This is a genomic window from Pseudomonas petrae, assembly GCF_021728295.1.
GTDB lineage: Bacteria > Pseudomonadota > Gammaproteobacteria > Pseudomonadales > Pseudomonadaceae > Aquipseudomonas > Aquipseudomonas petrae.
Genome location: NZ_JAKJXE010000007.1, coordinates 79,213 through 97,502, shown reverse-complemented (window position 1 = coordinate 97,502; position 18,290 = coordinate 79,213). Strand labels below are relative to the sequence as shown.

Genomic DNA, 18,290 nt, shown 5'->3' with positions numbered 1-18,290 from the left:
CATGACTCCTGCGCTTCACCCGACCCGGTTGCCTTGCGGCAACCGGGTTCTTGATTTATCCCGCACGCACGTGATGGGAATCCTTAATATCACTCCTGATTCGTTCTCGGACGGCGGTCGTTTCGCGCAGCGAGATCTGGCGCTGCGTCATGCCGAAGCGATGATGCTGGCGGGTGCGACCCTGATCGACGTAGGGGGCGAGTCGACGCGTCCTGGTGCGCGATCTGTTTCTCCCGTTGAAGAGCTGGAGCGCGTAGCGCCTGTTGTTGAGGCGATCAGCGCCGAGCTGGATGTGATCATTTCAGTGGACACCTCGACGCCGGCCGTCATTCGTGAGACTGCACGCCTGGGGGCAGGACTCATCAACGATGTTCGCTCGCTTCGCCGTGACGGAGCGCTGGATGCCGCTGTGGCGACAGGTTTACCTGTCTGCCTCATGCACATGCGCGGCGAGCCGACAGACATGCAGAATGACCCTCAATACACTGACCTGGTCGACGAGGTCGGTGCATTCTTGCGTGAGCGCATGGAGCAGTGCGTTGCCGCAGGCATCCCTGCCGAGAGGATTATCCTTGATCCAGGGTTCGGCTTCGCGAAGACCCTTGAGCATAATCTGAGCCTCTTCAAGCATATGGAGGCGCTCCATGCATTGGGCCGTCCTCTGTTGGTCGGTGTCTCCCGCAAGAGCATGATCGGCAAGGTTCTCGACAAGCCCGTTGATCAGCGTCTGCATGGTGCGCTGGCGCTTGCCGCCATGGCGATGGTCAAAGGCGCAAAAATTCTACGTGTGCACGACGTCCCCGAGACGGTAGACGTGGTGCGTATGATTGCTGCTGTTCAGTCAGCAAAATAAGAAATCTGGAGCACCCATGAGCACTAAAAAATATTTCGGCACCGACGGTATCCGCGGTCGTGTAGGCCAATTCCCGATCACCCCTGACTTCATGCTCAAGCTCGGCTGGGCGGCAGGGATGGCATTCCGAAAAATGGGCGCATGTCGGATTCTGGTCGGCAAGGACACACGTATTTCGGGCTACATGTTCGAGTCCGCGCTCGAGGCGGGTTTGTCCGCTGCGGGCGCGGACGTGATGCTGCTGGGTCCGATGCCGACGCCTGCGATTGCTTATCTGACGCGTACGTTTCATGCCGAAGCGGGCATCGTGATCAGTGCGTCGCATAACCCGCATTACGACAACGGCATCAAGTTCTTCTCCGGGCAGGGCACCAAGCTGCCTGATGAAATCGAACTCATGATCGAGGAACTGCTCGACTCGCCGATGACCGTCGAGGAGTCCGAGAAACTCGGCAAGGTGTCGCGTATCAACGACGCCGCGGGCCGTTACATCGAATTCTGTAAGAGCAGCGTTCCGACCAGTACTGATTTTGCCGGGCTGAAGCTCGTTGTCGATTGCGCCCATGGTGCGACGTACAAGGTAGCGCCAAATGTGTTCCGTGAGCTTGGCGCCGAGGTCACTGTGCTGTCGGCGGCGCCCAATGGGCTCAACATCAATGACAACTGCGGCTCCACCCACATGGGAGCGCTGCAGTCCGCCGTTGTCGAGCAAGGCGCTGACCTGGGCATCGGTTTCGACGGTGACGGCGACCGTGTGCTGATGGTCGACCATACCGGGGCGATCGTCGATGGTGATGAACTGCTTTACATCATTGCGCGGGACCTTCAAGAACGCGGCCAGTTGCAGGGAGGTGTCGTTGGCACCCTGATGAGCAACCTAGGGCTGGAGCTGGCACTTGCGGATCTCAACATCCCGTTCGTGCGCGCCAACGTCGGCGACCGTTATGTCATCGCCGAGCTGCTGGAGCGCGATTGGCAAGTGGGTGGCGAGAACTCGGGCCATGTCGTGTGCTTCCGGCATACCACGACGGGGGATGCGATCATCGCTGCATTGCAGGTACTGCTGTCGATGAGACGTACCGGGCAGAGCCTCGCGCAATCGCGCGAAGGCCTGAAGAAATGCCCTCAGGTATTGATCAATGTGCGCTTTGAGGGTGGAGGCGTTGATCCGGTCAAGCATCCCGCCGTCATTGAAGCGTGTGACCGCGTGACCGCCGCCATGGGCGGGCGTGGACGTGTGCTTCTGCGCAAGTCCGGTACCGAGCCGCTGGTTCGGGTAATGGTTGAGGGCGAGGACGAAATCCTGGTCCGCGGGTATGCCGATGAACTGGCAAAACTGGTTGCTGAGGTTTGCGCCTGATTTCGGCTTGCCAGTGTTGAAACTGTTGGGTAACATCTGCGCCCACTTTGACCGACGAGGTATAGCATGCGTCGCCCTATGGTAGCTGGTAACTGGAAGATGCACGGTACCCGCGCCAGCGTCGCTGAGCTGATCGAGGGTCTTGCAAATCTCGCCCTTCCGGGTGGCGTAGATGTGGCGGTCTTCCCGCCGAGCCTGCACGTGAGTCTTGTGGTTGATTGCCTGGAAGGGCAGTCGATCACTGTCGGCGCGCAGAATTGCGCCCATCAGGCAGGGCAGGGCGCGTTGACCGGAGAAGTTTCGTCGACTCAGTTGGCGGACGCAGGCTGCAAGTATGTGCTTGTCGGGCACTCGGAGCGTCGCCAGATAATGGGCGAAAGCAATGAAGTCCTTAATCGTAAGTTCGAGGCTGCACAGGCAGCGGGTCTGACGCCGATACTGTGCATCGGTGAGACGCTCGAAGAGCGAGAAGCCGGCAAGACGCTTGAAGTTGTCGGGCAGCAGCTTGGAAGCATCATCGAAGAACTTGGCATCGGCGCTTTCGTTAATGCGGTAATCGCATATGAGCCAGTCTGGGCCATTGGTACCGGATTGACTGCCTCGCCGGAACAGGCCCAGGAAGTACACGCAGCGATTCGTGCGCAGTTGAATAAAGAGAGTTCTGAAGTCGCACAAGGTGTGCGTCTTCTATATGGCGGCAGCGTGAAGGCGGCCAATGCGGTCGAACTGTTCGGCATGCCGGATATCGATGGAGGCCTCATTGGTGGTGCCTCCCTGAATGCAGATGAGTTCGGTGCGATCATTCGCGCCGCGGGAAACTGAAAAAATGCTGGAAACAGTCGTAGTCGTTCTTCATCTGCTGGGTGCTCTGGGCGTTGTTGCTCTGGTTTTGCTGCAGCAGGGTAAAGGTGCCGACGCAGGCGCGTCATTTGGAGCAGGTGCATCAAATACTGTGTTCGGTGGACAAGGTTCCTCTACCTTTCTCAGTAAACTTACTGCTATACTTGCCGCCTGTTTCTTCATGACTAGCTTAGGGTTAGGTTACTTTGCTAAAGAGAAAGCTCACCAGCTGACTCAAGTAGGTTTGCCAAACCCAGCGGTACTGGAAGTGAAGCAAAAGCCGGCGGCAGATGATGTTCCGGTTCTGGAAGGGCAACAGAAACCAGCTGCAGTACCTGCTGATGTTCCTGTTACTCCAGAGCAGAAGTAATACCGGATTCGCAGCTGTTTTTGGGGCTGCAAAAGAGTTGTAATGCCGAGGTGGTGGAATTGGTAGACACGCAACCTTGAGGTGGTTGTGCCCATAGGGTGTAGGGGTTCGAGTCCCCTTCTCGGTACCAATTAACAAGAAAGCCCGCAGTAGCGGGCTTTCTTGTAGGTGGATGTGTCGGATTGACCCAAATTTGGATCGGTCGTATACTTCCGCCCCAGCTTTGTCGCGGGGTGGAGCAGTCTGGTAGCTCGTCGGGCTCATAACCCGAAGGTCGTTGGTTCAAATCCAGCCCCCGCAACCAGTTTTAGCGGAGCCCCTTTTCAGGGGCTTTTTGTTAGCTGGACACTTTATGACGCCGCTTTTCGCAGGCGTTTTTCATGATTGGGCTTTTGCCCATTTTTTATTTGCAGCATGCACGAGGGGGTTCAGGTGTCGAGCAAGCTAGAAGAGTTGCAGGCCTTGTTGGCCCCGGTGGTCGTGGCCCTAGGCTATGAATGCTGGGGTATCGAGTATTCGTCTCAAGGGCGTCACTCGATGTTGCGCGTCTATATCGATAAAGAAGGCGGCGTGTTGGTGGACGATTGCGCGATCGTCAGCCGTCAGATCAGCGGTATTTTGGATGTAGAAGATCCAATCAGCTCCGAATACACGCTCGAAGTTTCCTCTCCAGGCATGGAACGCCCACTGTTTACCATTGAGCAGTTTGCGGAGTTTGCCGGGGCACAAGTGAAGATAAAGCTGCGTTCGCCGTTTGAAGGTCGACGCAACTTTCAAGGCCTTCTCCGCGGGGTGGAGGAGCAGGACGTCGTGGTTCAGGTTGAAGATCACGAGTTTCTGTTGCCGATCGATCTGATCGACAAAGCCAACATTATTCCCACGTTTGACTAAGACGTGCCAGATACAGCGGATCCCGCGGATCCAATGGCTTGCGAAAGGCGAGGCGTACGATGAGCAAAGAAGTACTGCTGGTTGTTGAATCGGTATCCAATGAAAAAGGCGTACCGGCCGATGTGATTTTTGAAGCGCTTGAGATAGCTCTGGCTACGGCCACCAAGAAGCGTTTTGAAGACGAAGTAGACCTGCGTGTCGAGATCAATCGTCAAACAGGTGCCTATGAGACTTTCCGTCGTTGGACCGTTGTCGAAGAAGACGATCTCGACGACCCGGCGATCGAAACGTGGCCGAGCAAAGTTGCCCTGACGCACCCGGGTGCCAACGTTGGCGACGTAGTAGAAGAAAAGATCGATTCCATCGAGTTCGGCCGCATCGCTGCGCAGACTGCCAAGCAAGTCATTGTGCAGAAGGTTCGCGAGGCCGAGCGAGCTCAAGTCGTGGACGCCTACCGTGAGCGTCTGGGCGAAATCATTTCCGGCACTGTTAAAAAAGTTACACGTGACAATGTCATCGTCGACCTTGGCAACAATGCCGAAGCTCTGCTGGCGCGTGAAGACATCATTTCGCGGGAGACTTTCCGCGTGGGTGTCCGCGTTCGTGCATTGCTCAAAGAGATCCGCACCGAAAACCGCGGCCCTCAGCTGATCCTGTCGCGTACCGCGCCGGAAATGCTGATCGAGCTGTTCCGGATTGAAGTTCCGGAAATCGCCGAAGGACTCATCGAGGTGATGGCTGCCTCTCGTGATCCTGGTTCGCGTGCAAAGATCGCAGTTCGCTCCAAGGACAAACGCATTGACCCGCAAGGCGCGTGCATCGGCATGCGTGGTTCGCGCGTGCAGGCTGTTTCCGGCGAGTTGGGCGGCGAGCGTGTGGATATCGTGCTTTGGGACGATAACCCGGCGCAGTTCGTCATCAACGCCATGTCGCCTGCCGAGGTGGCAGCGATCATCGTTGACGAAGATGCCCACGCCATGGACATCGCTGTAGGCGCAGACAACCTCGCCCAGGCGATTGGCCGCGGTGGCCAGAACGTGCGGTTGGCCAGTCAGTTGACTGGCTGGACCCTTAACGTGATGACCGAATCGGACATCCAGGCCAAGCAGCAAGCGGAAACCGGTGACATCCTGCGCAACTTTATCGACGAGCTGGAAGTCGATGAGGATCTCGCTCAGGTTCTGGTAGACGAAGGCTTCACCAGCCTGGAAGAGATTGCCTACGTACCGTTGGAAGAAATGCTCAACATCGACGGCTTTGACGAAGATACCGTCAACGAGCTTCGCGCTCGTGCCAAGGATCGTTTGTTGACTAAAGCCATCGCTACTGAGGAAAAGCTGGCAGACGCCCATCCGGCCGAAGACCTGCTCTCGCTTGAGGGTATGGACAAGGATTTGGCGATGGAACTGGCGGTGCGCGGCGTAATTACCCGCGAAGACCTGGCCGAGCAGTCTATTGACGATCTGCTCGACATCGACGGCATTGACGATGATCGTGCCGGCAAGTTGATCATGGCCGCCCGAGCCCATTGGTTCGAGTAAGTAGATGCGGCCTGAGGAGAGAAGTGCATGACGCAAGTCACGGTGAAAGAACTGGCCAAGACGGTCGACACACCGGTAGAGCGCCTGTTACAGCAGATGCGTGAGGCAGGTTTGCCGCACGACGCCGCCGAGCAAGTTGTGACCGATATCGAAAAACAAGCCCTGTTGACCCACCTGAAAAGCGGTCACAAGGCCAAGGTGGAAGAGCCGCGCAAGATTACCTTGCAGCGCAAGACCACCAGTACCCTGCGCGTTGCTGGCAGCAAAAGCATCAGCGTTGAAGTCCGCAAAAAGAAAGTTTTTGTTCAGCGCAGCCCGGAAGAAATCGAAGCCGAACGCAAGCGCGAGCTGGACGAACGTCGTGCGGTAGAAAATGCCGCTCGTCAAAAGGCTGAAGAAGAATCCCGTCAGCGTGCTGAAGAAGAAGCGCGCCGTCAGCCTTCGTCGGGTGCACCAGTTGCCGAGCCTGTTGCAGCGCCGGCACCGGCACCGCAAGCTGCCGAGCCAGCCCGGGAAACTCCGGCTGCGGCACCTGCGCCTGTCGTCGATCGCAAGAAAGACGAACAGCGTCGGCCTGACAAACCACGCAACGACGACAACAATCGTCGCAGCGGCGGCGGTGGTGACGGCGATCGCAAGAACGCTCCGCATCGTGCATCGGTCAAAGAAAAGGCGCCAACGCCACGCGTTGCTCCTCGTACTACCGACGAAGAAAGCGATGGCTTCCGTCGCGGCGGTCGCGGCAAGGCCAAGCTGAAGAAGCGCAACGCGCACGGTTTCCAGAGCCCTACCGGCCCTGTCGTTCGTGAAGTGAAGATCGGCGAGACCATCAGCGTGGGCGATCTCGCTCAGCAGATGTCGGTCAAAGCTGCCGAGATCATCAAGTTCATGTTCAAGCTGGGTACTCCGGCCACCATCAACCAGGTTCTGGATCAGGAAACTGCCCAGCTGGTCGCTGAAGAACTGGGCCACAAAGTGACTCTGGTCAGCGATACCGCGCTGGAAGACTCCCTGGCCGAGTCCCTGAAGTTCGAAGGTGAGACGTTCTCCCGTGCGCCGGTTGTAACGGTCATGGGTCACGTTGACCACGGTAAGACCTCGTTGCTCGATTACATCCGTCGCGCCAAGGTTGCTGCTGGCGAAGCCGGTGGTATCACCCAGCACATCGGTGCGTACCACGTAGAAACCGAACGTGGCATGGTGACGTTCCTCGATACCCCGGGTCACGCTGCGTTTACCGCAATGCGAGCTCGTGGTGCCAAGGCGACCGACATCGTGATTCTGGTTGTCGCTGCCGACGACGGCGTAATGCCGCAGACCATCGAAGCCGTGCAACATGCCAAGGCTGCCGGTGTTCCGCTGGTAGTTGCCGTGAACAAGATCGACAAGCCGGGCGCTGATCTGGACCGTATCCGCAGTGAACTGTCCGTTCACGGCGTAACGTCCGAAGAGTGGGGCGGTGAGACTCCTTTCGTCTCTGTCTCTGCGAAGATGGGTACTGGCGTTGACGAGCTTCTTGAAGCCGTTCTGCTGCAGGCCGAAGTTCTGGAATTGATGGCAACGCCGTCGGCTCCTGGGCGTGGTGTTGTAGTTGAATCGCGTCTCGACAAGGGCCGTGGCCCGGTTGCAACTGTTCTGGTTCAGGACGGTACGCTGCGTCAAGGCGACATGGTTCTGGTCGGCTCCAACTACGGTCGCGTTCGGGCAATGCTCGACGAGAACGGCAAGCCAATCAAAGAAGCCGGTCCGTCGATCCCTGTCGAAATTCTCGGCCTGGACGGTACGCCGGATGCTGGCGACGAGATGAGCGTTGTTGCCGACGAGAAGAAAGCCCGTGAAGTGGCTCTGTTCCGTCAAGGCAAGTTCCGCGAAGTCAAGCTGGCCCGTGCTCACGCCGGCAAGCTGGAAAACATCTTCGAGAACATGGGTCAGGAAGAGAAGAAGACGCTCAACATCGTCCTCAAATCCGATGTCCGTGGTTCTCTGGAAGCGTTGCAGGGCGCATTGAATGGCCTGGGTAACGACGAAGTGCAAGTGCGCGTAGTGGGCGGCGGTGTCGGTGGTATCACCGAAAGCGACGCCAACCTGGCGCTGGCCTCCAACGCTGTACTGTTCGGCTTCAACGTGCGTGCCGATGCTGGCGCGCGCAAGATCGTCGAGCAGGAAGGTCTGGATATGCGTTACTACAACGTCATCTACGACATCATCGAAGACGTCAAGAAGGCCCTCACCGGCATGCTTGGCAGCGACGTTCGGGAGAACATCCTGGGTATCGCTGAAGTCCGCGACGTGTTCCGCTCGCCGAAATTCGGCGCGATCGCAGGTTGCATGGTCATCGAAGGCGTCGTCTTCCGTAACCGTCCAATCCGTGTACTGCGTGAAGACATCGTTATCTTCGAAGGCGAGCTGGAATCCCTGCGTCGCTTCAAGGATGACGCTTCCGAAGTACGTGCCGGCATGGAATGCGGTATCGGCGTCAAGAGCTACAACGACGTCAAGGTCGGTGACAAGATCGAAGTCTTCGAGAAGGTCCAAGTGGCTCGCAGCCTCTAAATCGCGAGCTTCAGGAGTCATGGCTTGCGCCGCATGAAAATGCCAGGCGCCGGTTATGGACTCTAAACGCAACGCCCGGTCCGGCTCTCGCCAGGCCGGGCGTTTGCCGCTTTCAGACCACATGGCTTTTGCCATGGGTCAGCAGTGACAGGTAACAAGACATGGCAAAAGAATACAGCCGTACCCAACGTATCGGCGATCAGATGCAGCGTGAGCTGGCACAGCTGATCCGTCGTGAAATCAAAGACCCCCGCGTGGGGCTGGTCACCATCACCGCCGTCGACGTCAGCCGTGATGTCGGCCACGCAAAAATCTTCATGACCGTGATGGGGCAGGACAGCGCCGAAGAAATCGCGCAGTCGATCAAGGTGCTCAATGCTGCTGCAGGGTTCCTGCGTATGCAGCTGGCCCGTGAGATGAAGCTGCGCAGCGTTCCGCAACTGCATTTCCATTACGACGAAAGCGTTGCCCGCGGCGCGCATTTGTCGGCATTGATCGAGCGTGCAGTGGCTGAAGATGGTCAGCACCAAACCGCACCCAAGCAAGACGGTCCGGAGGAATAAGGCGTGGCTCAGGTCAAGCGTATTCGCCGTAACGTCAGCGGGATCATCCTGCTCGACAAGCCGCTGGGCTTCACGTCCAACGCCGCGCTGCAAAAAGTGCGCTGGTTGCTCAACGCAGAAAAAGCCGGCCATACGGGCAGTCTCGATCCGCTGGCAACTGGCGTTCTGCCGCTGTGCTTCGGTGAGGCAACAAAGTTTTCCCAGTACCTGCTCGATTCCGACAAGGGTTATGAAACCCTGATGCAGCTCGGCAAGACCACCACCACGGCCGACGCCGAGGGTGAGGTTCTGCAGACGCGGCCTGTGACCGTTGGTCGCTCGGATATCGAAGCGGTGCTTCCGGCATTTCGCGGGAATATCAGTCAGATACCGCCGATGTACTCCGCCCTCAAGCGGGACGGTCAGCCGTTATACAAGCTGGCCCGGGCTGGGGAAGTGGTGGAGCGCGAACCACGTTCTGTTACTATTGCGCGCCTGGAATTATTGGCGTGTGAAGGTGAGACCGCTCGTTTGGCTGTCGACTGCACCAAAGGCACCTATATTCGTACCCTCGTGGAAGATATCGGTGAAAAGCTGGGCTGCGGTGCTTACGTCGCTCAGTTGCGTCGCACCCAGGCCGGTCCTTTCACGCTGGCCCAGACGGTAACGCTGGAAGAGCTGGAAGCGGTGCATGCCGAAGGCGGAAACGAAGCGGTTGATCGCTTCCTGATGCCATCGGACAGCGGGTTGCTGGATTGGCCGCTGCTGCAGTTCTCCGAGCACAGTTCGTTTTACTGGCTGCACGGTCAGCCAGTAAGAGCCCCCGACGCGCCGAAGTTTGGCATGGTGCGGGTGCAGGATCATGAAGGACGCTTCATCGGGATCGGTGAAGTGAGTGAAGACGGGCGCATTGCGCCACGTCGACTAATTCGGTCAGAGTGACCGGACCCGTCGCGGCAGGGTTTCCTGGCACGGCGGTACGAGGGTGGCTGTTAACAGGCATGGTCACTCCTCACATTTAAATACGAGAGTCAGCTCTCGGCCTGTTGAAACCGTCTCCCTGGAGCGGTTTCTTGATAAAAGGAATGCCCACATGGCACTCAGCGTTGAAGATAAAGCTCAGATCGTAACCGACTACCAGCAAGCTGTTGGTGATACTGGTTCGCCAGAAGTGCAAGTTGCACTGCTGACCGCCAACATCAACAAACTGCAAGGCCACTTCAAGGCCAACGGTAAGGATCACCACTCCCGTCGTGGTCTGATCCGTATGGTAAACCAGCGTCGCAAGCTGCTGGATTACCTGAAAGGTAAGGACGTTAGCCGTTACAGCGCCCTGATCGGTCGTCTGGGTCTGCGTCGCTAATAACGACTCGGATAGAGGTTGGTTGGTCGTCATGTTCCGCTGGTTTTACCAGTGGGCTGGCGGGCTCCCAGCCTCTAGTTGTATCTGGACTGCCGAAGGGTCCGATTCCCCTCGCTGCCCAAGAATTCGCAAGAAACCAGTTCCCCAAGAGCCACAAAGAAGGTAGGAAACCGTGAACCCGGTAATCAAGAAATTTCAATTCGGTCAATCGACCGTAACCCTCGAGACTGGCCGTATTGCCCGTCAAGCTTCTGGTGCTGTATTGGTCACCGTTGACGACGACGTCACCGTTCTCGTGACTGTGGTCGGCGCCAAGCATGCAGACGCAAGCAAAGGCTTTTTCCCTCTTTCCGTTCACTACCAGGAAAAGACCTACGCCGCTGGCAAGATCCCTGGTGGTTTCTTCAAGCGTGAAGGCCGTCCTTCCGAAAAAGAAACACTGACTTCGCGTTTGATCGACCGTCCGATCCGCCCACTGTTTCCAGAAGGCTTCATGAACGAGGTGCAGGTTGTCTGCACCGTCGTCTCCACCAGCAAGAAAACCGATCCGGACGTCGCTGCGATGATCGGTACTTCGGCTGCCCTGGCAATCTCCGGCATTCCGTTCGACGGCCCGATCGGTGCCGCGCGCGTTGCTTTCCACGAGAGCACCGGCTACCTGCTGAACCCGACTTACGAGCAACTGAAAGCATCGAGCCTGGACATGGTCGTTGCCGGTACCGAAGAAGCGGTGCTGATGGTTGAGTCGGAAGCCAAAGAACTGACCGAAGACCAGATGCTGGGCGCCGTGCTGTTTGCCCACGACGAATTCCAGTCGGTCATCAAGGCCGTCAAAGAGCTGGCCGCCGAAGCTGCCAAGCCAACCTGGAACTGGGCGCCGAAAGCTGAAGCCACTGAATTGCTGGGCGCTATCCGCTCCGAGTTCGGCACAGCGATCTCCGAGGCCTACACCATCACCGTCAAGGCCGATCGTTACGCTCGTCTGGGTGAGCTGAAGGATCAGGTCGTTGCCAAGCTGGCTGTTGAAGACGGCAGCCCGTCCGCCAGCGAAGTCAAAGCAGCGTTCGGCGAAATCGAATACCGCACCGTTCGCGAAAACATCGTCAACGGCAAGCCGCGTATCGACGGTCGCGACACCAAGACTGTTCGTCCGCTGAACATCGAAGTCGGCGTTCTGCCGAAGACTCACGGTTCGGCGCTGTTCACCCGTGGCGAAACTCAGGCGCTGGTCGTGGCCACCCTGGGTACCGCGCGTGACGCTCAGTTGCTCGACACCCTCGAAGGCGAGAAAAAAGACCCGTTCATGCTGCACTACAACTTCCCTCCGTTCTCGGTGGGCGAGTGTGGTCGCATGGGTGGCGCAGGTCGTCGTGAAATCGGTCACGGCCGTCTGGCCCGCCGTTCGGTTCAGGCCATGCTGCCTGCTGCCGACGTGTTCCCGTACACCATCCGTGTCGTATCGGAAATCACCGAGTCCAACGGTTCCAGCTCCATGGCTTCGGTCTGTGGCGCTTCGCTGGCCCTGATGGACGCTGGTGTTCCAATGAAGGCGCCGGTTGCCGGTATCGCCATGGGTCTGGTTAAAGAAGGCGAGAAGTTCGCCATCCTGACCGACATCCTGGGTGACGAAGACCACCTGGGCGACATGGACTTCAAAGTGGCCGGTACCGCCAAGGGTGTGACCGCGCTGCAGATGGACATCAAGATCAAGGGCATCACCGAAGAGATCATGGAGATCGCTTTGGGTCAGGCACTGGAAGCACGTCTGAACATCCTGGGTCAGATGAACACCATCATCGGTCAGTCGCGCACCGAGCTGTCGGAAAACGCGCCGACCATGATCGCGATGAAGATCGACACCGACAAGATCCGCGACGTGATCGGCAAAGGCGGCGCGACCATCCGTGCCATCTGCGAAGAGACCAAAGCGTCGATCGATATCGAAGACGACGGCTCGATCAAGATCTTTGGCGAAACCAAGGAAGCTGCTGAAGCTGCACGTCAGCGCGTTCTGGGTATCACCGCTGAAGCCGAGATCGGCAAGATCTACATCGGTAAGGTTGAGCGCATCGTCGACTTCGGCGCGTTCGTCAACATCCTGCCGGGCAAAGACGGTCTGGTGCACATCTCCATGTTGAGCGACGCTCGCGTAGAGAAAGTCACTGACATCTTGAAAGAAGGTCAGGAAGTCGAAGTACTGGTGCTGGACGTGGACAACCGCGGTCGCATCAAGCTGTCGATCAAAGACGTTGCAGCTGCCAAGGCGTCGGGGGTTTAACCCGCTCTCCCCGCTGCTGATAAAGAGAGCCCTTCGGGGCTCTTTTTTTTGAGCGCAATTAAGGGCTTAGCGACGAGATCAGTGGCTTCGCGCCTCGTCAGAACATGCATCTTGCAAGCGGAACTTTCCTGAAGCGGGCAATCTGCACGACGGGAGTGGATGCGGGAAAATATAAGCTATTGATATATAAGGAATTTATTCGATGGCGCGGGTTGGCACAGTGCTTGCGACATATCAGTAACCCTGCAGCCAATCAGATTGGCGCAGATTCTGAGAAAAACAGGAGTTACCCGTATGAAGAAGTTCGCTATTGCTGCTGCTACCGCCACTGCTCTGACTTTGACTATGGCGAACGTAGCCATGGCTCAGACCTCTGCTCAGGCGCCAATGACTGTAGCTGCAAACGAAGTCGCAAAGACCAAAGAAGCTGGTTCTGATACCTGGATCACCACCAAGGTCAAATCTGATCTGCTGACCGAAAAAGGCATTCCTGGCTCCGACATCAAGGTTGAGACCAACAAAGGTGTGGTTTCCCTGTCGTCGACTGTCGCTATCACTGATGCACAGAAAACTACCGCTGTGGCGATCACCAAGAAAATCAAAGGCGTGAAAGCTGTGTCGGCTGACGGCCTGAAAGCTGAGTAATTCCATTCGGTAGAACCTGCGGGATAATCGGCTGACAGCGTGAAAGTCGTCAGCCGCCTGATTCAAGGTTCATGCGAAAGGCCACAAGGATGTGGTCATCAAAAGCCCCGGCGCCTGCGTCGGGGCTTTTTTATGCGCTGATTTCCGCACATCCTCTGGCCTCCCTCACCAATGACGGCGCATTTGACATATTCTCGCCACACGCACTGCGTTACCCTGCTGTGCTTCTTGCCATCCAAATGGAAGGATTTGGTCTATCCAGCTGAGATGAACCGGATCAGCTGTGCACAGTAATTGCATGTCACGCAGCCCATTGTTGAATGGGTGAAGAATCTACCCACAGGCTTAACGCTTTGATGACCTGTCATCAGCTACAGTTTGGCGTGAGTGTTTGTTCACCCATTGTGACGCTGCTCTACACCGGGCCCGGCCTGAAACTCTTTTGCTGTGAGAAGTAGATGCCCACGATTCCCTTACTGATATGCGACGACTCCAACATGGCGCGCAAGCAGCTGATGAAGGCCCTGCCGACCGAGTGGGATGTGTCAGTGTCCACGGCGACCAACGGCCGTGAAGGGATCGAGGCGATTCGTCAGGGGCTGGGCCGGGTGGTGTTGCTGGATCTGACGATGCCGGACATGGACGGCTACCAGACGCTGGCCGCCATCCGCGCGGAAAGCCTGCAGACCAGCGTCATTGTCGTCTCTGGCGACGTTCAGGAAGAGGCGGTGCGCCGTACCCTCGAACTGGGCGCGCTGGCCTTCCTGAAAAAACCGGCCGATCCACATGAGTTGCAGCAAACCCTTCAGCGGTTGGGCCTGTTGGGGGAGGGCGCGAGTCCATCGCTCGCCCCGGCATCGAGCGTCGACCAGGTGGCCATCAGTTTTAACGACGCATTCCGCGAGACCGTTAACGTCGCGATGGGCCGCGCGGCCGCTTTGCTGGCGCGGGTGTTGGGCGTATTCGTGCAACTGCCGGTGCCTAACGTCAACATGCTGGAAGTAGGTGAGTTGCACATGGCGCTGGCCGATGCACAGGCCAATGACCGGCTCACGGCGGTGTGTCAGGGCTATATCGGTGGCGGCATCGCCGGCGAAGCGCTGTTGTTGTTTCATGACTCGGAAATCGCCGACATGGCGCAACTGATGAAGATCGACGACGCCGACTATTCCGACATGGAGATGTTGCTGGACCTGTCCTCCATCCTGATCGGCGCTTGTCTGAGCGGCATTGCGGAGCAGCTCGACATCGCATTTTCACAGGGCCACCCTCAGGTCCTGGGTTTGCACAGCGGCATTGAAGAGCTGATCCGGCTCAACGAGCGGCGCTGGAAGAAGACGCTGGCTGTGGAGATCAGTTACAGCCTGGAAGGTCATAACATCCATTTCGATCTGTTGATGTTGTTCACCGAAGATTCGGTCGAGCTGCTGTCGCGGAAACTCGCCCACTTGATGAGCTGATTCATGAACGATCGTATCGATTTCAAGGAATTGCACTGGCTGCTCACCGTGACGCAGAGCATCGACGTCGGCGTGGTGGTGCTGGATCAGGAATACCGGGTGCAGGTCTGGAACACCTTCATGGAGAACCGTTCCGGGATACTGTCGTACGAGGCGGCGACCCGTTCGTTCTTTTCGTTGTTCCCGGAGATCAACGAGCGCTGGCTGAAAAACAAGATCGATAGCGTGATTACCCTCGGCACGCCAGCGTTCACGATCTGGGAGCAGCGCCCTTTTCTGGTTCGTTTCAAGAGCTATCAGCCCATCACCGGGCAAGAAGACTTCATGTACCAGAACACCACGATGTTTCCGTTGCGGTCGACGACCGGGATGGTGACCCATGTGTGCCTGGTGATCTACGACGTCACCGATGTGGCAACGAACCGTCTGCAATTGCAGGCGGCCAACCGCGAGCTGCAGAAGCTATCGAGCACCGACCGCCTGACCAGCCTGTACAACCGCGGCCATTGGGAAGAAGCACTGCGTCTGGAGCATGCGCGGCATGTGCGTTACGGCACCTCGGCGGCGTTGGTGATGTTCGACATCGATCACTTCAAACGCGTCAACGACACCTACGGGCATCAATGCGGCGATCGGGTGATCCAGCGGGTGGCGGACGTCGTGCGTGAGCACATCCGCGACGCTGACATCGCAGGCCGTTACGGCGGCGAAGAGTTCGCGGTGCTGCTGCCCGATACGGACAAGCAAGGCGGCGCCATATTTGCCGAGCGTCTGCGCGCTGCCGTCGAGGCGCTTGACGTCATGCAGGAAGGCGAAGCCATTCATTGCACGATCAGCCTGGGCGTCGCTGACATGACCTCGCCGATGGACGACTACAAGATGCTCATCGAGCGCGCGGACCAGGCGCTGTACGAGTCCAAGAAGAACGGGCGCAATCGCGTGTCCGTGGATGCCTCGGATTGAAGGCCGCTATGAACGCTGCATCATGAAGTCTGCATCGAAAGCGATCTTCACCCGCTAGGACAACTCCGCGAAATCGCTGAGCACGTCATCCCGCAGCGCAATAAACCGCGCGTCGCTGCGATTGCGCGGGCGTGGCAGGTCGACGTCGACGATACGCCGGATACGCCCCGGATGCGGCTGCATCACCACCACCCGATCACCGAGATAAACCGCCTCATCCACATCATGGGTGACATGGACCATGGTGATCTTTTCCTGCTGCCAGATGTGCTGCAACTCACGCTGCAATCGTGTACGGGTCAGCGCATCCAGCGCGCCGAAGGGTTCGTCGAGGAGTAGCACGCTGGGCCGATTGACCAGTCCGCGGGCAATCGCCACCCGTTGCGCCATGCCGCCGGAAATCTGGTGCGGGTACGACTCAGTGAAATCCTGCAGGCCAACCAACTGAATATGTTCGCGCACCGTCTCACGTTTTTGCGCCGCGCTCAGCGGTGCGTTCTTCAGGCCAACCGCGACGTTCTGCTCAACCGTCAGCCACGGGAAAAGCCGGTGATCCTGAAACACGATGCCGCGCTCAAGACCCGTGCCCCTGATCGGCTTGTCGTCCAGCAGGATGCGGCCATCGAATGCTTCGTCCAGGCCGAGGATCAGCCTGAGCAGCGTTGATTTGCCACAACCACTGGCACCCACGATGGTGATGAACTCCCCCGGCGCGATGTCCAGCTGGACGTTGTCCAGAACGTGCAGCTGGGTGTCGGCACCTGCACTGGTGAAGTGCTTGCTGATGTTTTCCAGGCGCAGGCCATTGTCCTGTGGTTGGACGGTGGCCTGGGCCACGTGCTGGGTGGTAAGTGGTCGAGTGGCGGACATGGGCTTTCCTTCAGAAAATCAGTTTAGCGAAGCGAGAGATTCGATTGAGGCTGAACACGTCGGCCTCAGCGCGGGGCGATGCCGTACAGCCGTTGCAGGCGTCGTTCAAGAAGGCGCGCCAGGACGTTAAGCCCCCAACCCACCAGCCCGATGACGATCATGCCGAACAGCACGAGGTCCATCATGAAGTGCTCGCTGCCATCGATGAGCGTGTTGCCAATGCCGCTGCCGGACACCAGCAGGTATTCCGCGCCGATGGTCGCCAGCCACGAATACACCAGCGCCAGGTAGATGCCGGTAAAGATCGAAGGCAGCGCTGCCGGCAGCATGACGCCGATGATTGTCTGCCAGCGGGTGAATCCGTAGACCTTCGCGACTTCCAGCAGCGCCGGAGAAACGCTGCGCAAGCCGTCGCACGTGTTGACCACCACCGGCACCAGCGCGGCGAGGGACAGAAACACGACTTTGGCGACGTCGCCCAGACCGAACCACACCGAGATCAGCGGAATCCAGGCGAACAACGAGATCTGCTTGAAGGTATTGAAACTCGGGCCCACCAACCGCTCGAACAGCCGCGAAAACCCCAGCAGGCAACCGAGCACCAGGCCCAGCGTGGTGCCGATGAAGAAGCCGCTCAGGTCACGCGCAAGACTGGCGGAAATCGCGCGCCAGAACTGCGCCGACGTCACTTGCTCCCAGGCGGTGACGGCGACCTTTTGCGGCGAGACCAACAAACCGGAACTGCTCCAGCCCTGACTGGACGCAAGCCACCAGATCGCCACCGCCACGATGGGAACAACCCAACCTCGATAGCGGTGGGTCTGGGTGGCGTGTGGGATTGTCAGCGTGCTCATGCCAACCTCCCGGTCTTGACCGGACGGCCTCGGTTGAGGCGCCGCTCGATGAATTCGAAACCGCGATCAATCAGTAGCCCGATGGTGCCAACCACCACTACGGCGGCCATGACCAGATCCAGCTGAAATAACTGCCGACTGTAAGCGATCAGGTAACCCAACCCTTCGCTGGAAGCCAACAGCTCAACCACCACCAGCGAAAGCCACGCTTTGGTGAAGCCCAGACGCAGACCGGTGAAGATCGGCGCGACGGCGGAGGGCAGGACGATATCGGTGACGATCTGGCGTTGGCTGAACCCGTACGCGCGGCCCACTTCCAGCAGGCGCTTGGGCACTTCATGGAAGGCTTGCAGCGTACACAGCGTCACCGGGACCAGCGCGGCGTGGGCAATCAGTACGTATTTCAGTGGCTCGCCGATGCCGAACAGCAGCAACGCAAACGGCATCCAGCCCAATACCGGAATCTGCACCAGCGCGTTGAAAGTCGGCAGCAGATAATCCTCGACGGTTTTCGACAAACCCATCGCCAGCCCCAGGGCGACCCCCAACGCCGAGCCGATCAGAAAGCCCACAACCACGCGCTGCAGACTGGCGGAGGCGTTCAGCCACAAGTCGCCGCTGCTGACCAGATCGCCCAGCGTCTGGTAAACGAAAGCGGGCGGGGGCAGTACTTGCTCCGACAACCAGCCGCGTTCAGTGCCGATGTACCACAGGCCCAGCAGCGCCACGGGCAGCAGCCAGGCCAGCGCAATGTTGGCAGCGCGGGTTTGCCAGGCCTTAGTGGATTTCGGCACCGCGACTCGCCGAGCGGGGCGGGTGGGGGCGTTGGGCAGGCGCTTGACCGGCGCCAGGTTTTTCGCCGGTAGGTGCTGCCGATCAAGCGCTTCAGCGGTGGCTCGGGCCATGG

General features: G+C 58.3%; 17 protein-coding genes and 2 tRNA genes. 16 read left to right on the top strand and 3 right to left on the bottom strand.

What is annotated here, in order from left to right; genetic code table 11:
• The first annotated feature begins 1 nt into the window (after position 1).
• The 16 genes from folP (at position 2) to L4G42_RS13720 (ending at position 15,659) form a co-directional block, all read left to right on the top strand.
• Entirely contained in the window at positions 2-853 is an 852-nt protein-coding gene (folP, locus tag L4G42_RS13795; RefSeq protein ID WP_237252927.1) for a dihydropteroate synthase, read from the top strand.
• 16 nt (positions 854-869) lie between these two features.
• On the top strand, positions 870-2,213 hold the full coding sequence (gene glmM, locus L4G42_RS13790; protein WP_237252928.1) for a phosphoglucosamine mutase: 1,344 nt from the start codon (positions 870-872) through the stop codon (positions 2,211-2,213).
• A 66-nt stretch (positions 2,214-2,279) separates the two neighbouring features.
• Positions 2,280-3,035, top strand: coding sequence for a triose-phosphate isomerase (gene tpiA, locus L4G42_RS13785; RefSeq protein WP_237252929.1), 756 nt, complete (start codon positions 2,280-2,282; stop codon positions 3,033-3,035).
• Between the two features lie 4 nt (positions 3,036-3,039).
• Positions 3,040-3,423 (top strand): preprotein translocase subunit SecG, encoded by a 384-nt coding sequence (gene secG, locus L4G42_RS13780; protein WP_122535425.1) that lies wholly within the window; start codon positions 3,040-3,042, stop codon positions 3,421-3,423.
• 44 nt (positions 3,424-3,467) lie between these two features.
• A tRNA-Leu gene (locus L4G42_RS13775) sits at positions 3,468-3,553 on the top strand.
• Positions 3,554-3,650: 97 nt separating this feature from the next.
• A tRNA-Met gene (locus L4G42_RS13770) sits at positions 3,651-3,727 on the top strand.
• 128 nt (positions 3,728-3,855) lie between these two features.
• Complete coding sequence (rimP, locus tag L4G42_RS13765) at positions 3,856-4,314, top strand: ribosome maturation factor RimP (RefSeq protein ID WP_163022007.1); 459 nt, start codon at positions 3,856-3,858, stop codon at positions 4,312-4,314.
• A gap of 59 nt (positions 4,315-4,373) precedes the next feature.
• Positions 4,374-5,855: a transcription termination factor NusA gene (nusA, locus tag L4G42_RS13760; RefSeq protein WP_065987602.1), complete on the top strand. Its 1,482-nt coding sequence runs from the start codon at positions 4,374-4,376 to the stop codon at positions 5,853-5,855.
• Positions 5,856-5,882: 27 nt separating this feature from the next.
• Complete coding sequence (gene infB, locus L4G42_RS13755) at positions 5,883-8,408, top strand: translation initiation factor IF-2 (RefSeq protein ID WP_237252930.1); 2,526 nt, start codon at positions 5,883-5,885, stop codon at positions 8,406-8,408.
• 161 nt (positions 8,409-8,569) lie between these two features.
• Positions 8,570-8,971, top strand: coding sequence for a 30S ribosome-binding factor RbfA (gene rbfA, locus L4G42_RS13750; protein WP_065987600.1), 402 nt, complete (start codon positions 8,570-8,572; stop codon positions 8,969-8,971).
• Between the two features lie 3 nt (positions 8,972-8,974).
• Positions 8,975-9,892 carry a tRNA pseudouridine(55) synthase TruB gene (truB, locus tag L4G42_RS13745; protein WP_133776826.1) on the top strand — a complete coding sequence of 306 codons (918 nt, stop codon included), beginning with the start codon at positions 8,975-8,977 and terminating at the stop codon, positions 9,890-9,892.
• 151 nt (positions 9,893-10,043) lie between these two features.
• Positions 10,044-10,313: a 30S ribosomal protein S15 gene (rpsO, locus tag L4G42_RS13740; RefSeq protein WP_037015114.1), complete on the top strand. Its 270-nt coding sequence runs from the start codon at positions 10,044-10,046 to the stop codon at positions 10,311-10,313.
• A gap of 172 nt (positions 10,314-10,485) precedes the next feature.
• On the top strand, positions 10,486-12,591 hold the full coding sequence (gene pnp, locus L4G42_RS13735; protein WP_237252931.1) for a polyribonucleotide nucleotidyltransferase: 2,106 nt from the start codon (positions 10,486-10,488) through the stop codon (positions 12,589-12,591).
• 294 nt (positions 12,592-12,885) lie between these two features.
• Positions 12,886-13,236 carry a BON domain-containing protein gene (locus L4G42_RS13730; protein WP_237252932.1) on the top strand — a complete coding sequence of 117 codons (351 nt, stop codon included), beginning with the start codon at positions 12,886-12,888 and terminating at the stop codon, positions 13,234-13,236.
• Positions 13,237-13,694: 458 nt separating this feature from the next.
• A complete protein-coding gene (locus L4G42_RS13725; RefSeq protein ID WP_237252933.1) occupies positions 13,695-14,696 on the top strand; it encodes a response regulator in 1,002 nt (333 codons plus the stop codon).
• A gap of 3 nt (positions 14,697-14,699) precedes the next feature.
• Positions 14,700-15,659, top strand: a complete 960-nt coding sequence (locus tag L4G42_RS13720) for a sensor domain-containing diguanylate cyclase (protein ID WP_237252934.1) — start codon at positions 14,700-14,702, stop codon at positions 15,657-15,659.
• A gap of 54 nt (positions 15,660-15,713) precedes the next feature.
• On the opposite strand, the gene L4G42_RS13715 is transcribed toward L4G42_RS13720, so the two are convergent.
• The 3 genes from L4G42_RS13715 to L4G42_RS13705 form a co-directional block, all read right to left on the bottom strand.
• The gene (locus L4G42_RS13715) at positions 15,714-16,529 is read right to left on the bottom strand and encodes an ABC transporter ATP-binding protein (RefSeq protein ID WP_237252935.1); all 816 of its coding nucleotides are present in this window, start codon (positions 16,527-16,529) and stop codon (positions 15,714-15,716) included.
• Positions 16,530-16,594: 65 nt separating this feature from the next.
• Positions 16,595-17,383: an ABC transporter permease gene (locus tag L4G42_RS13710; RefSeq protein ID WP_237252936.1), complete on the bottom strand. Its 789-nt coding sequence runs from the start codon at positions 17,381-17,383 to the stop codon at positions 16,595-16,597.
• Positions 17,380-18,288, bottom strand: coding sequence for an ABC transporter permease (locus L4G42_RS13705; protein ID WP_237252937.1), 909 nt, complete (start codon positions 18,286-18,288; stop codon positions 17,380-17,382). The genes L4G42_RS13710 and L4G42_RS13705 overlap by 4 nt, the downstream gene beginning before the upstream one ends.
• Positions 18,289-18,290 lie beyond the last annotated feature (2 nt).

What these genes read in the sequence shown, in the direction of transcription:
- folP (WP_237252927.1), top strand. Translation starts at nt 2, where the DNA reads ATGACTCCTGCGCTTCACCCGACCCGGTTGCCTTGCGGCAACCGGGTT.
- glmM (WP_237252928.1), top strand. Translation starts at nt 870, where the DNA reads ATGAGCACTAAAAAATATTTCGGCACCGACGGTATCCGCGGTCGTGTA.
- tpiA (WP_237252929.1), top strand. Translation starts at nt 2,280, where the DNA reads ATGCGTCGCCCTATGGTAGCTGGTAACTGGAAGATGCACGGTACCCGC.
- secG (WP_122535425.1), top strand. Translation starts at nt 3,040, where the DNA reads ATGCTGGAAACAGTCGTAGTCGTTCTTCATCTGCTGGGTGCTCTGGGC.
- nusA (WP_065987602.1), top strand. Translation starts at nt 4,374, where the DNA reads ATGAGCAAAGAAGTACTGCTGGTTGTTGAATCGGTATCCAATGAAAAA.
- infB (WP_237252930.1), top strand. Translation starts at nt 5,883, where the DNA reads ATGACGCAAGTCACGGTGAAAGAACTGGCCAAGACGGTCGACACACCG.
- rbfA (WP_065987600.1), top strand. Translation starts at nt 8,570, where the DNA reads ATGGCAAAAGAATACAGCCGTACCCAACGTATCGGCGATCAGATGCAG.
- rpsO (WP_037015114.1), top strand. Translation starts at nt 10,044, where the DNA reads ATGGCACTCAGCGTTGAAGATAAAGCTCAGATCGTAACCGACTACCAG.
- L4G42_RS13730 (WP_237252932.1), top strand. Translation starts at nt 12,886, where the DNA reads ATGAAGAAGTTCGCTATTGCTGCTGCTACCGCCACTGCTCTGACTTTG.
- L4G42_RS13725 (WP_237252933.1), top strand. Translation starts at nt 13,695, where the DNA reads ATGCCCACGATTCCCTTACTGATATGCGACGACTCCAACATGGCGCGC.
- L4G42_RS13720 (WP_237252934.1), top strand. Translation starts at nt 14,700, where the DNA reads ATGAACGATCGTATCGATTTCAAGGAATTGCACTGGCTGCTCACCGTG.
- L4G42_RS13715 (WP_237252935.1), bottom strand. Translation starts at nt 16,529, where the DNA reads ATGTCCGCCACTCGACCACTTACCACCCAGCACGTGGCCCAGGCCACC.
- L4G42_RS13710 (WP_237252936.1), bottom strand. Translation starts at nt 17,383, where the DNA reads ATGAGCACGCTGACAATCCCACACGCCACCCAGACCCACCGCTATCGA.
- L4G42_RS13705 (WP_237252937.1), bottom strand. Translation starts at nt 18,288, where the DNA reads ATGGCCCGAGCCACCGCTGAAGCGCTTGATCGGCAGCACCTACCGGCG.